Origin of the sequence: Rhizomicrobium palustre (assembly GCF_011761565.1) — a bacterium.
Classification (GTDB): Bacteria; Pseudomonadota; Alphaproteobacteria; order Micropepsales; family Micropepsaceae; genus Rhizomicrobium; species Rhizomicrobium palustre.
In genome coordinates this window covers 520,715-534,972 of the sequence record NZ_JAASRM010000001.1, presented here as the reverse complement: position 1 = coordinate 534,972, position 14,258 = coordinate 520,715, and the positions used below count along the sequence as shown (strand labels likewise).

Annotated in this window: 9 protein-coding genes; 7 read left to right on the top strand and 2 right to left on the bottom strand. The window is 57.5% G+C overall.

The window, feature by feature from the left end; genetic code table 11:
• Positions 1-1,257 carry a radical SAM family protein gene (locus FHS83_RS02265; RefSeq protein ID WP_167080464.1) on the top strand — a complete coding sequence of 419 codons (1,257 nt, stop codon included), beginning with the start codon at positions 1-3 and terminating at the stop codon, positions 1,255-1,257.
• Positions 1,258-1,329: 72 nt separating this feature from the next.
• Here the strand turns inward: FHS83_RS02265 and FHS83_RS02260 are convergent, their stop codons facing one another.
• Entirely contained in the window at positions 1,330-1,695 is a 366-nt protein-coding gene (locus FHS83_RS02260) for a cupin domain-containing protein (protein ID WP_208414189.1), read from the bottom strand.
• Between the two features lie 56 nt (positions 1,696-1,751).
• On the opposite strand from FHS83_RS02260, the gene FHS83_RS02255 reads away from it, so the two are divergent.
• From FHS83_RS02255 to FHS83_RS02235, 5 genes are all read left to right on the top strand, one after another.
• Entirely contained in the window at positions 1,752-2,387 is a 636-nt protein-coding gene (locus FHS83_RS02255) for an RNA polymerase sigma factor (protein WP_208414188.1), read from the top strand.
• The gene (locus FHS83_RS02250) at positions 2,377-3,360 is read left to right on the top strand and encodes a FecR family protein (RefSeq protein WP_167080462.1); all 984 of its coding nucleotides are present in this window, start codon (positions 2,377-2,379) and stop codon (positions 3,358-3,360) included. Before FHS83_RS02255 ends, FHS83_RS02250 begins: the two co-directional genes overlap by 11 nt.
• Positions 3,361-3,491: 131 nt before the next feature.
• Positions 3,492-6,194, top strand: a complete 2,703-nt coding sequence (locus FHS83_RS02245) for a TonB-dependent receptor (protein ID WP_167080460.1) — start codon at positions 3,492-3,494, stop codon at positions 6,192-6,194.
• Positions 6,195-6,286: 92 nt separating this feature from the next.
• Complete coding sequence (locus FHS83_RS02240) at positions 6,287-7,171, top strand: metallophosphoesterase (protein WP_167080458.1); 885 nt, start codon at positions 6,287-6,289, stop codon at positions 7,169-7,171.
• 77 nt (positions 7,172-7,248) lie between these two features.
• On the top strand, positions 7,249-10,146 hold the full coding sequence (locus tag FHS83_RS02235; RefSeq protein ID WP_208414187.1) for a TonB-dependent receptor: 2,898 nt from the start codon (positions 7,249-7,251) through the stop codon (positions 10,144-10,146).
• Between the two features lie 40 nt (positions 10,147-10,186).
• Here FHS83_RS02235 and FHS83_RS02230 read toward each other — a convergent pair whose 3' ends face one another.
• Positions 10,187-13,615, bottom strand: a complete 3,429-nt coding sequence (locus tag FHS83_RS02230) for an autotransporter outer membrane beta-barrel domain-containing protein (protein ID WP_167080456.1) — start codon at positions 13,613-13,615, stop codon at positions 10,187-10,189.
• On the opposite strand from FHS83_RS02230, the gene FHS83_RS02225 reads away from it, so the two are divergent.
• Positions 13,614-14,051: a hypothetical protein gene (locus FHS83_RS02225; protein WP_167080454.1), complete on the top strand. Its 438-nt coding sequence runs from the start codon at positions 13,614-13,616 to the stop codon at positions 14,049-14,051. The genes FHS83_RS02230 and FHS83_RS02225 overlap by 2 nt on opposite strands.
• Positions 14,052-14,258 lie beyond the last annotated feature (207 nt).

Sequence of the window (14,258 nt, the reverse complement as noted above, 5' to 3'; positions counted from 1 at the left end):
ATGCCAACCTACACTGATCTGGAAACGCATGGCGACGCGCATTGTCTGCCGGGATTCAAGCCTTTGTTGGTGGATGATGCGCTGATCGAGTCCCTTGGTCTTCCATATCTAGTTTCGGCTGAGGTTCGCGCTGCGCTCGCTACAGGCTCTCAGCGCTACAAGATGCTTTTTGATAACAACGCGCTTCAACCCAGCTCGACCTATTTGGAAGAAAAGGTGGTCGTTGATCAGGAGCTCGAAGTTCACAATTATACCAACATCTGTCCGACCAATGTCTTTGAGATCACGCCGTCCTCGGGATCGTGCTCCATTTCGTGCCAATATTGTCTGGTAACGGACGGCAATCAGTGCAAGCCAATCACGGTCTACACCAATTATACCGAGAAGCTGAGAGCCTCGCTGGAGCGGAACAAGGACAAGAACGTCTTCTACTATTTCTCGCCCAAGACCGATGCCTTTAGCGAGCCGCTGCTGTTCTCGGGCATTTCTCACGACATCTTGCGGACGTTCATCGAGCATAATCATCGCCATCCCGATACCCGCATTCGCCTCTTCATTTGTTCAAAGGCGGGAATGAAGCATGTCAGCGTCGCTCATCGCGGCGATACCATCTTGTCGCTGGCGGGGCAGTTGGCCGGAAGGGCGCAGTGGAACGGCTCGATCGGAATTATGCCAAGTTATCTTCGTAATATTTTGGAGCCGCATGCCGGGACAATCGCTGATCGGCTGGAAGTGATGCAGCACTGCCAGGAGATGGGCTTGGTGTCGAACTCCGTTTTGTGCCAGCCGCTGATCCTGCCTTACCTCACGCCCGAATGTGTCGAAGACTATATTTCGGATTTGGCGGGCGCGGGTGTCATCAATATCAAGCCGGAATTTCTCACCGCGGAACTGGCGAACCTTTCTCTTATTGCTCAGTACATCAATTATTATGATCCAGACCGGCTGGCTGAGTTCTTCCAATCCTATCTCATGCAGGAGAACCAGACCCATCTCAAGCAGCGGTCCCGTATGGCGCCGGAGAAGTCAATTTGTATCGAAAAGCTCGCACTGATCCGGGATACCGCGCAGCGGCACGGCATCTCCATCAGTATCTGCAACTGGGTGCGGCGCGAGTTGATGCAGGAGGCTGATTGGGTCAACTCCATCGCCAAAGATACGGGATCAAAGGCCAACGGCTATGCCTGCCTTGGCTACTACGTTGGTTTCTTCGGAGATAACGACGATCAATCGACCGTACGCGTGAGCGCAGAATAGGCTGGCCCACGCCAACGGTCCACCGCACTTGACGATGTGCCCTATTGTCGAGGGTAACGCCCTGTTCCGCAGTTAGATCTTTACCCCTTGCGGCGCGGTGAAGGTTTCGTCGACGACATTGCCGGTGTTTCGGGTTTCCGCAGGCTCAAAGATGATGACCTCGGCTTCCGTATCGGCGGCGGTGCGATGCTCCACGCCGCGCGGCACGACCACATATTCCCCTGGCCCCATCTCCACGATCCGATCGCGAAACTCCACCCGGAAGCGGCCCTTCCATACCAGGAACATTTCCTCACAAGCGTCGTGGACGTGCCAGGGAAATACACCCTGAACCTTTACCACCTTCATCTCCTGTCCGTTCAGGCTGGCAATGACCTTAGGCCGCCAATGCTCCGAAAAAGCGGAGAACTTCGCGTCGATTTCCCCTTGCTGAATCATCCTTGGCTCCTTCCGGTCGGGCTTCGTGGGCAGCTGTAACACTCTATAACCGTGTGATGAACACCGGCCTGTCACATGGTTGTTACATATTTGCTCTTCGTACCAGTCCGGTGTCCCCATTGAGGCCTTTCGGGCATCTTCATATAGGCGGCTGGGTTCGGTTAGGAATGAGCGACGGCATCTTTCGGTCTGAGGAGGTTCGGCGAAGGCTGCTGGCGTACATCTCCCGCCGTGACCGCAACCCTGCTGCATCAGAGGACATTCTGCAGGAGACGCTTCTGCGCCTGCTCGAGCAAAGCCGCAAGAAAGCTATTCTGGACCCCATGGCCTACGCATTCCGCATCGCCGATACCGTGATTTTTGCCCGGGCACGCCAGCGCAAGCGTGAAACCGAACTGGGCGATATGGATTTTGAATGCGAGGCCCCGCTGGGTGAGCAGGTGCTCGAATACAAGCAGCGCGCGGCCATGTTCCGGACGGCCTTGCTGGCGATGCCGCCGATGCGCCGCACGGTTTTTGTCAAACGGCATCTGGAAGGCAAATCTCGCGGCGAGATTGCAGAAGAGACCGGCCTCAGCCTGGAAGCCGTGAAAAAGCACCTGTTGCGCGCTATGGCGGAACTCGCCAGCCTCAATGACGCGCTGGAACGCCCCATGGAGCATGGGGCTGAGAGTTCAAGCCATGACGAATAGCGCGATAACCGGGGATGTGATGGAGGCGGCAGCCGATTGGTGTGACCGCCAGGGGACGCTTTCGCATAGCGAGCGGGTGGCCTTTCGAGCCTGGCTTGCGGCTGATCCTGCCCATGCGCGCGCCTTCGATCAGATACGCCGCGTTATGCTGGATGTAGCCTTGCTCGATGTCGTGGCACCCGGGAAGGCGGCGACGAAGTTTTCCTGGCGCGAATGGGTTCGCGGCGCCTTCGAAGCCAAGGCGACCTACGGTGTTCTCGTCGGTGCTGCTGCGACTTTCTGCGCCGTGATCGTCTTCTGGCCGAAAGCGCCGGTTCAGGTGCCGGGCGCGCCCACCGAGCAAATTCTGGCAACCGCCACCGGTCAGCGCACCAACGTCGCCTTGACGGACAAGTCGATGGTCTATCTCAACGCCGCCACGCAAGTTTCGGTGCGCTATACGGATCATGAGCGCCGGTTGCAGCTCGCGCGGGGGGAGGCCATCTTCCTGGTGTCCAAGGATAAGGCTCGCCCCTTCCGGGTGATCACGGGCACGGCCGTGGTCACGGCGGTTGGCACGCGCTTTGGGGTTGATCGCGTTGGCGATGCTGTGGAAGTGCGCGTCTATGAGGGCACGGTGAAGGTTGAGGGCAAAGGCGTGGCGGGGCTGGCGGTCACGCATGGCGAGTGGCTGGTCGTCGATCCTCAGCGCGGTGTCCGGTCCGGCCATTTCTCCCCCGCCCAATATGAGACTTGGCAAAAGGGCTGGCTTGAGGCTGATCGCATGCCGCTGTCCTATGTCATTACCCGGCTTAATCGCTACACGGAGGATAAGATTGTCCTCTCTGATGCGAGGCTAGGCGAAATCGGGCTCAATGGGCGTTTCCGGCTGGATCGTACCGATGACACACTCAAGCAGATCGCTGCGATTCTGGATGTAGAGGTCGTCAAGCATGGGCACAGCGTCGTGCTCATGCCTAAGCCCCAGCCATAAGCGCGCGGGACGACATAAATCAGTCGCGTTAGTGTCGTGAAAAATTCACGGCATTCTGGCGTCCCCATTGACGGCTTAGAAAGCTCCCCCTTCCCGAGCGGCCAACGTGCCGCGTGTAACGAGGGGTGATCATGAGTAAGTCCGTATTGATGATGTCAACGGCTTTGGCCGTCTGTCTGACGCCGCTGTTCGGTGCCGCAGCTGAGGATGCCAGCACGCTGGAAACCATCGTGGTGTCCGGCTATCGCGGCAGCTTGCACGCTGCCATCGATCTGAAACATCAGACGGTCGGCAATTCCGATACCATCGTTGCTGATGATATCGCGGCCTTCCCGGATCTGAATTTGGCCGAATCCATGCAGCGCATTCCCGGCGTCGCCATCACGCGTGACTCCGGCGAAGGCCGTCAGATCACCTTGCGCGGCCTGGGCCCGGATTTCACGCGCACTCAGCTCAATGGTATGGAGACGCTCGCCAACACCGCGTCGGGCATGGACAATCGCGGCCTTGTCAGCCGCTCGCGCGCCTTCGATTTTTCGATGTTCGCCTCCGAACTTTTCAACCGTGTCACAGTGCAGAAGAGCTGGGAAGCCAATCAGGATGAAGGCGGCATCGCGGGCACGGTGCAGCTCACCACCGCGAAGCCCTTCGATTATGATGGCTTCAAAGCGGTGCTTACCGCGAAGGGCATTCACAATACCAATGTCTCGGGCGTGACCCCGCGCGTCGTCGGCTTGATTTCCGATCGCTGGGGCGCTTTCGGCGCGCTGCTCTCGGTTGCTTACTCGACCAATGATTCCAACGAATATGGCTATCGCAACTGGAACTGGGGTCAGATCACGCTGAAGTCGCCCGCCAATATTGGCGCGGGTGTTTCGGCATCGGATTCGGCGCGTCTGCTCGGCACTAGCGGGGCCAATGTGTGGTCGCCGCAGGCCCAGACCTATTCGACCTGGTTTGATCACCGTGAACGCCTCGGCATCACCTCGGCCCTGCAATATCACCCGTCAGAGGCGTTGTCGGTCGATGTCGATCTGCTCTATGGCCGCCTCACCAATCATCGCAACGACTATGCGCTGGCCAGCGCCGGTTCGCCGGGCGGTTTGACAGGTAATGTCTCCGGTCCCCAAGTACTCAACTCCGTGACGCTAGACAGTTTCGGTACCATGGTCGCGGCCAATTACAGCCACATCGATCTGCGCAGCGAAAACAACGAAATGCGCGATACGACCAAGTATTATCAGGGTGTCACCAACGTTACCTGGACGCCGGTCGATGCCTTGACGGTGCACGGCATGTTCGGCGCCTCGCGCTCGGAATATGCACTGCCGGAATTCGACAAGGTGTTCATGGAGTCCAAGAACCACAACGTTGCGTGGGATTATACGGGCAAGATGCCGGTCAACACCTATGATGGTGGCCTGACCGACGTAACCAAATGGCAGCTCATGCGCATGGATACGCAGGAAAGCGCCATCACCAGCGAGTACGTCACCGCCAAGTTCGATGCCGATTACAAGCTCAACAGTGAAAACGCCATCGAAGCGGGTTTTGAGTACAAGCGCTTCCTCAACTCCGGCTGGACCCGTACCAACAAAGTCAATCGGAACGCGGGCAATGTTGACACGGTGATCCCCGATACCCTGAAGATCGTGGTGCCGTACAAGTCGATCGGCAAGTATGTCGTTGGCGATATGGATCCGGTCTATGCCTATATCGGCCAGATTCGCGATCTGACCCCGGCCTATGACGTGCCCGGCTCGAACTTCAACGTCACCGAGAATACCCTGACGGGCTATCTGCAATACGACGTTAACACTACCCTGTTCGGCATGGGGCTGCGCGCCAATGCGGGCGTTCGCTACTTCTCGAGCGATCTGGTCTCCTCGGGTGTCGTAACCCAGACCATCACCAACCCCGACAAAACCACCCAGACCGTGCAACTGCACATCGCGGTGCCGCATCATTACAACAGCTTCCTGCCGGCGGCGAATATCGCACTCGACCTTTCGGATCAGTTCGTCACCCGCTTCTCTATCAGTCGCAACCTGTCGCGTCCGGCGCTGGGCGATCTTGCCACGGCGGCGACGCTTTCCACAGCGCCCTTCGGTGGCTCCATCAGCGTTGGTAATCCGGGGCTGAAGCCCTGGATGGCGGATAGCATCGACTGGTCGATCGATTACTACGAAGGCAAGACCGGCTATGCCTCTTTTGGCGTGTTCTACAAGAATATGGAGAACATGATTACCTCGGCCACCAAGACGGTGCCCTATAACACGCTGGGCTTCCCGATCTCCTGGCTGTTCGATCCGACAAAGCCTGATGTGCCTTATAACTATTCGACACCCATCAACGGTCGCGGAGCCCATATCGCGGGCTTCGAAGCGGCGGTGCAGAAGGATTTCGACTTCCTGCCTCATCCTTTCGATGGTTTCGGCTTCACCGGCAACGTGACCTATGCCGATGGCAACAACCCGATCACCTATTCGGGCACGGCCGTCAGCATGCCGATGATGAACCTGTCGAAGTTCTCGGCCAATGCCACCCTCTATTATGAAACCGCGGAGTGGGGCGCGCGTCTCTCCACCGCCTATCGCTCCAAATATCTTGTTGGCGCGGGCGGCAACGGCAATCTCGGTGAAGGCATGAAGCCGACCAACAATGTGGACTTCGCTGCGCATTACAATGTCAACGATCAGCTCAAATTGGTGGTAGAAGGTATCAACCTCACCAATCAGCCGATCACGCAATATGCGGATAAGTATGCCGACCGTCTTGAAGTGCGCACCAAATCGGGTGTGACCTTCACCTTCGGTGCGACCTACGAATTCTAGTTTTCCCCGTGACAGTCGATGAGACTGTCACGTTTAGGTGGAACAGTCCCGGTTTCCCCACCGGGACTGTTTCTGCACAGAAATGCGAGGCCATGGATAGACGGCGGGTGATGGGTTTGTCGGCTGGATTGGCCTTCTTGGCGTCCCGCCAAGCCAAGGCGGAGGCGGCCATGTTCAGGATTGGGGTGATCGCTGATGCCCAATATGCCGATAAAGACGATGAACCGCCGCGGCTCTATCGCCGTGCGCCCGCAAAGATTGCAGAAGCCGTCGAAACGCTGAACCATGCCGGCATCGATTTCGCCGTACATCTGGGCGATTTCATCGATGGCGATGCGAAAAACTTCGATACCGTTCTGCCGCTCACGGCGAAATTCACCTGTCCCTTGCATTCTGTGCTCGGCAATCACGATTTTGCGGTAGCCGAGGATTTGAAGCCCAGCATAGCCGCGCGTCTCGGCATGCCGACCCGCTATTACAGCTTCGAACATAAGGACTGGATATTTGTCGTGCTCGATGGCAACGATCTTTCCACCTATGGCTGGCCGCATGGCAGCGCAGAGGATGTGGCGAGCCGCAAGCTTAAGGCTGAGAGATATCCAGATGCGCCCAATTGGGATGGGGGCTTAGGAGCGGCACAGCTTGCCTGGCTGGAGGGTATTCTCGCCGCCGCGGACCGCGCGGGAAAAAGAGTTGCCTTGCTTTGCCATTTTCCGATTTTCCCGGAAAATCCGCACAACCTCTGGAATGCCAAAGACGTTATCTCGCTTATCTCGCCGCATCCTTGCGTGAAGCTTTGGCTGAATGGGCACAACCATGACGGCAATTATGGCGTGGTTTCGGGTATTCATTGCGTGAATCTCAAAGGCATGCTCGATACCGAGGAGACCGCTTACGCCGTGCTCGCCTTTTATGCAGATCACATCGCCTTGAAAGGTTATGGCCGCCAGCCCGATCTGACACTCGCCTTGCGCTGAACCCATAACATTTGTGACATGCGGCTTGGCTAATGTCCCTTGGGATAAGCCGAGTGCGTATTGTGGGACGTCGGAGGGTGGCAGGTTGGGTAATCGGCCTTGGCGCCGGTGCGGCCGCCATTTCGTCCGCGCTTTTGGCGGAACCGCTGGCCCATGACTTCGCCATCGAGGCGGGTAATCTCACCAGCGCCATCCAGGCATTATCGCTCCAGGGCGATGTGCAGATCATGACGGCGGTCAACACCGCCCGTCTCAAGACGCCGCCTGTGCATGGCATGATGCGCGCCAGCGAGGCGCTAGCCCGGCTGCTCTCAGGCCTGCCCATCAAGGCCGAATATGTGGCGGGAGGGTATGTGCTGAAGCACGCCGCGCCGGAGCCGGTGAATGTCATGGAGGAGGTGGCGCCGGAGGAAGTCGTCATCACCGGGTATCGCGGCAGTCTACAACGCGCCATCGATCTGAAATTTGCAGCGGTGATTTCCCAGGACAGCATCGTCGCCGACGATATCGCGGCCTTCCCCGATATCAACCTCGCTGAATCCATGCAGCGCATTCCGGGTGTTGCGATCACGCGCGACTCAGGGGAGGGGCGGCAGATCACCATCCGCAGCCTGGGGCCGGATTTCGCCCGCACCCAGATTAATGGCATGGAAGTGCTGGGTAATACGGCCTCCGGCATGGATAACCGTGGCCTTGTCAGCCGCACCCGCAGTTTCGATTTCAGTCTCTTTTCCTCCGAACTCTTTTCCAGCGTGACCATAGAGAAATCCTATGCCGCCGATCAGGACGAGGGCGGCATCGCGGGCACGGCAAAGCTGCGCACGCCGAAGCCGTTCGATTTCCCCGGCTTCAAGATGGCCGTCTCCGGCAAGGCGATGGTGAACACCTCCAGCGCCACACCGACGCCGCATCTGGCCGCGCTTGTCTCCAACCGTTGGGGAAATTTCGGGGCGCTCGTCGCTATCGCGGCCTCCACCGCCAATTCGGTGGAATATGGCTATCGCAATTGGGGCTGGCATCAGGCAGTTTTCGGCAGCGCCAATATCGGCGTGAATATCTCCCAAGCCGACGCGCAAACCCTGCTGGCCGGGAAGATATATCTTCCTATCGCCGAAACATACTCTTCCTGGTTCAATCACCGTACCCGCATCGGTGCCACCGCCGCGCTGCAATACCGCCCGTCGGACCATCTCGATTTTGATCTGGATGTGATGTTCGGCCACCTTTCCAATAACCGAAAAGATTATGCCCTTGCGGCGGCGGGCACCAATGGGCTCACGGTGGACATCACCGGTACCCAGCGCCTCGACGACGCTTTCATCACGCAGAACAGCCTTCTAAAGGCCGGTTTCTCGCATGTCGATCTGCGCAGCGAAGCCAATGAGATGAAAGACGCGACCGATTTCTATCAGGCCGCGCTGACGGGAAGGATGGAGGTCAACGAGAGTCTCACCTTGCATGCCTTGGTCGGTGTTTCGCGCTCAGCTTACGGCCTGCCGGTTTTCGACAAGGTGTTTCTGGAAACGCAGAACCGGAATTTTCAATTCGACTACACCACACCTAATCGACCCATCAATGGTTATGGCGGAACACTGACTGAGCCGGGCGAGTGGAATCTAATGCGGCTCGACAGCCAGGAAGAGGCGATCACCAGCCGCTATTTCAACGCCAAGCTTGATCTGGAATGGCGCGTCTTTGATGGTGTGCGGCTTTCCTCTGGTATGGAGTATAAAAGCTTCAGCAATGGTGGCTGGAACCGCAGCAACAAGGTTTTCTATAACGATCCCGCGGATCGGCCGCTTCTCGCAGACGATAAGTTTGTTCTCACGCAAAGCACGGTCGCGCCTTATGTGGTCGGCGCTGTTGATGCGACCTATAACACCATCGGCCAAGCCAGGGCGCTAACCGTCGCCTATACTGTGCCCGGTTCCGATTACAGCCTCGGTGAGGATACGCTCGCGGGTTATGTGAAGCTCGATGGCGAGGCCTCGCTGTTCGGCTTTCCTCTGCGCGGTAATATCGGGTTTCGCTATTTCTCGACCTGGATTTCCTCGCGCGGTACCCTGAACAATGGCTCTTCGCTCGCGCCGGTGGCGATATCCTATCGCTATGATGACGTCCTTCCCGCCGCCAACCTCGTCATCAGTCTTGCAGATAATCTTCTCACCCGCTTCAGTGCAAACCGCAATATCTCGCGTCCGGCACTGTCTGATCTTGCCGCCGCCGGCACGCTCACCACTGCGCCCTTTGGCGGCACGGTCTCGACCGGAAACCCGTATCTCAGGCCCTTCTTTGCCGATTCCGTGGAGGCTTCGCTCGAATATTATGATCGGGGCTCGAGCTATGCATCGCTTGGCGTTTTTTATAAGAACATGGAAGACTTCATCACCACCGCCACCACGGTGATGCCCTACAGCCAAACCGGCTTTCCCCTGTCTTTCCTGCTGCCGCATCAGAATCCCGATGTGCTCTATAACTACACTGCTCCGGTCAACGGCAAGGGCGCGGACTTTGCTGGCATGGAAGTGGCCATCCAGCATGATTTCAAATTCCTTCCAGCGCCGTTTGATCGCTTTGGTGTGACCGGAAACTTCACTTATGTCGATGGCAACAGTCGGGTGATTTTCAACGGCCGAGCGGTTTCTCTACCGCTGCTCAATCTTTCCAAGTTCTCCTATAATGCCACGCTCTATTATGAAGGGGATCGCTTCAGTGTTCGGGTGTCTCAGGCCTATCGCGGCGGCTATCGCGGCGGGCCGGGGGCTAACGGCAATGTCGGCGATTACTATGCGGCGACCAGCAATGTCGATTTCGCGCTGCACTACCGCATCGGCGATCATCTGAAGGCAACGCTGGAAGGCATCAACATGACCGACCAGCCGATCATTCAATATACCGACGCTACTGCGAAACGTCTCGAAGTCGTCACCCGCAGCGGGCGAACCTTCACCTTCGGAATAGCCTATGAGACTTAGGCCCCCGCCGGTGTAGCGGAGGCCCTGATTATTGCAGATATTAGAACTTGTACTTCGCACCGAAGCTCACAATACCGTCTATTTGGTTGGCACTGATCCGGCCGCGCGTATCGAGCGACAGCTCCAGCCTGTTTTGCAACGCTGCCGTCACCCCAGCGCCAACCAAGGCGCCGAAGCGTGAAGGCGAGGGGGCGGGGGCAAGGAAGTTCGTGGAAGCGAAGGTGATCGCTGTTTCCCGGTTGACCTCGCCGAACTCGTTTTCCATGCCGATCTGCAAGCGCGGCAGGATACGCGTGCCGTTTTCAGTCAGGAAGGTATGGCTGGCTTCCAGGCCCAGACTGCCGCGGACCGAAATGCGTGTTTGCGATGCCACTGCGAAGCCCAGTGTTCCGGCCTCCGTGAAAGACTCTGTGCCAATGCTTGCCACGGTGAGGCGAGCAAAGGGCTGAAGATCGCCATTGCCACCGGAATACTTGGCCTGCAGCGAGCCGCCACCGACAAGATTGTTAGTTGAGCCCGCGGCATCGCCGATCCCGCCCTTGCGGCGCAGCGTATCGACGACGTTGTTCTGCAGGAATGCCGAAACATCAAAGGTAAAGGCATTGGCGGGAATGTGGCTTGCCAGGGCGAAGAAATAGCCTTCGACGGACGCCTTGTCATTCTGGTCATGCACGCCGATCTGGTTATGCGTGTAGGAGAAGACGCCCGACAGCTTGGTCCCGCCACTGAACTGGTAATCGGCACCGCTGATCACGCCCCAAAGCTGCGCATTGAAGCTTCCGACACTCATATCGCCGCTGGTATGGCTCGCGCCAGCCAGTGTCTTGCTCCACGCGCTCCAGCCGGTGGCCGTCGAGCTGTTCAACCGCTCAAGGGTGGTGTTGTTCAACTCCACCGCCGTATCGAGGCTCTGGCTAACAATATCTCCATAGATCTGACCCGAGGCTTTCGGAGTCACGGCGAGATCGACCTCCTGCGCGCCATACATGACGCCATAGGCCATGTTCGCATCGCCGCCTGTGTAGGTAACCGTGGCGAAGGTGCCGCTAATACTGCTCGCGGTCAGCACCGGATACAGGGTCGTGCCGTATGTGCCGGGCAGCAGGGATATCGCTAGCGTGCCATCAAGCTGCGCCTTTCCTTTGACCAGCAGCTTGTCGCTTGCGGTGGGTGTGACTTCGATCTTGAGCGTTGAAGCGGAGCTCTGGGAATAGTTGCCCGAAACAGTGAGCGTGCCGATCGAGTTGCCGGGGCTTACGGTGCCTCCGCTAGCCAAGAGATTGCCGCCGATCAGGCCATAGCCGCCAATAATGGCATTGTTACTCACCGTGACACCGCTCAGAACCGTCGCCGATTGGTGGGTGCTGTCGCCGATGATCAGCGATCCCGCTGTAACGGTCGTCGGCCCGGTATAGGTGTTCGAGCCGTTGAGGATGACAATGCCGCCGCCACTGACAGCCAAACTGCCTGCGCCGGAAATGACGCCGCTATAGGTTGTCGTTGCAGCTTGGCCGTAAACCACCGTGGCGTTGTTGACGATATTGCCCGCCACGGTGCCGGATGTGCTGCCATTGCCGATTTGCAGCGTGCCGGAGTTGACAATGGTCTTTCCGGTGTAATTGGTCGTTACGATGACTTTGCCGGTGCCGTTCTGCACCAGCGTGCCACTTCCAGTGACATTGCCATTGAAGGTGACATTGTCGCTGCGATTGAAGGCCAGAATACCCTGATTGATGACATCGCTAACGATGGCGCCCGTGGTGCCGCCATTGCCGATCTGCAGGGTGGATCCAGCAGCGATGGAGGTCTGACCGGTATAGGTGTTGTTTCCCGTCACGATGACTGTTCCACCGCCGCTCACGCTCACGCCGCCGGTTCCAGAGATGATACCGCCGTAGGTGATGCTGTCGCTGCGGTTGAAGGCGAGCGTCGCGTTGTTGACGACGTTTCCCGTGATCGCGCCCGATGTGCTGCCATTGCCGATTTGCAGCGTGCCTGCTGAAACCGTTGTGCCGTCGCTATAGGTGTTCGTTCCCGTTAAGATCAGTGTGCCGCTACCGGCTTGAGTCAGTTTACCGGTTCCGGAGATCACATTGGCATAGGTGATCGCATCGCTACGGTTGAAGATCAACGCGGCGTTATTGGTGATGTCACCCGCAATTGAGCCGGATGTGTTGCCGTCACCGATTTGCAGCGTGCCAGCGGAGATGGTCGTGCCGCCTGTATAGGTATTGGCACCTGTCAGAACTAGGGTGCCGCTGCCTGCTTGGGTAAGGGTGCCGGTGCCGGAAATCGCACCAGCAAAAGTGATCGCATCGCTGCGATTAAAGGCGAGGGCCGCATTGTTGACGATATCGCCTGCGATCGATCCGGAGGCGTTGCCATCGCCGATTTGCAATGTCCCTGCGCCAATGGTCGTGCCGCCTGTATAGGTGTTGGCACCTGTCAGAACGAGGGTGCCGCTGCCTGCTTGGGTAAGGGCACCGGTGCCGGAAATCGCTCCAGCAAAAGTGATCGCATCGCTGCGATTAAAGGCGAGAGCCGCATTGTTGACGATATCGCCTGCGATCGATCCGGAGGTGTTACCATCGCCGATTTGCAGTGTGCCTGCGCCAATGGTCGTGCCGCCGGTATAGGTATTCGTGCCGGTCAGAGTCAGCGTGCCGCTACCGGCCTGGATCAGGCCACCGGTGCCGGAAATTACATTGGCATAGGTAATGGCATCATTGCGGTTAAAGATCAGCGTGCCGAGGTCATTGACGTTGCCAGCGATCGATCCTGTTGTCCCGCCGATGCCGATTTGCAGGACTGCTCCCGAATTTATCGTCGTACCGCCTGTATAGGTGTTCGCGCCGGTAAAAATCACCTTGCCGCCGCCAATCCCGTCTTTGATGGTAAGGCCACCGGCGCCGCTCATAACACCGGAGAAGTTTCCGGTATTGCCGTAAGCATCGATTGTGTTGCCGGTATAGTTTTCCACCGCGAATGCGTTGCTGATGGTTCCGGAAGCATTCAGACGCAATGTCCCGCCTTTGAAATCAGGCGCAACCGAGGAGCCCAGATTGGAGGCGAGATAGTAGGTATGGTTGGTGTCGATGGGGGATGTCGAGCCGCCCGTCACAGTACCCGCCGAAGCTCCAATATAGAGAGTCGGGACGTAGGAATTGTCTGTGTCGCCCCAGTTATAAGCGGCAAAGCTCAGCTGATATGTGCTGCTTGTGGCGACGGTGAAGGTATACGCGGCCCATTGCGTAGCGCCGTAATCGCCAACGACCACCGTTCCCGCTTGTGCGCCGCCGCCCGTACCGCCATTTGAACCGTCGCCATTATTGGCAAGAACGGACACTGTTTCAGTGCCCCCACCCGATATCGCGAACAGCACGCCATCATTGTAAGGTTTGTAGTCGCCCGCCGCATAGGACCAATAAAAAGTATAGCTGCCCGCCGCGAGCGAAGCTGTTTCCGTCATGATGCCGAAATTGGTCGCCCTTCTTGTGTTTGTGAGCGGCAAAGTGTTGAAGACCGTGGAAAGTTGGCCACTGGTTAGGCCCATAATGCTGTCGATCGCCGAGCAAGAGTTGGGGCCAGCGCATTGGGTAGCGGAGTTAAGGGGGGATATCTTCGCCATATATTCGCCCGTTGCGGGCGTCAGCTGGAATGGCTTGGTTCCGAGCGTAAGGGAGTCTGTGGCGTTCTTCGTGCTGACGGTGCCATATGTGGTCCAGCCGCTGAGGCTGCCGCTCGTGGTAAAATCTAAGAAGCCCGATGGTGTGGCCCATGCTGGGCTAAGCGCCGAGATAGTGGCAAATGAGGCAGATGCCAGAAGAAGAACTTTTGTTGCCGAGATTACCTTTGATTGGCGAGCGGCCTGGGCCATCACATTCCCCTTAAGAATATCAGGGTAGTGGTATAAATCGGCTTGCAACTAAAAGGTGTTAATGAGACGCATTATTGGTTAATTATATCGCGCTTTGCGCGTTTATCACACATGTACACGTTATAGTGTTTAAAATTCGCATCTCATCTGCAAAGCCCAAATTCGGGTAATAGCAGCTACGACCCTATCTGATTGATCTGGGGACTGGCGGTCTGGGGTACACAAAAAAAGGGCG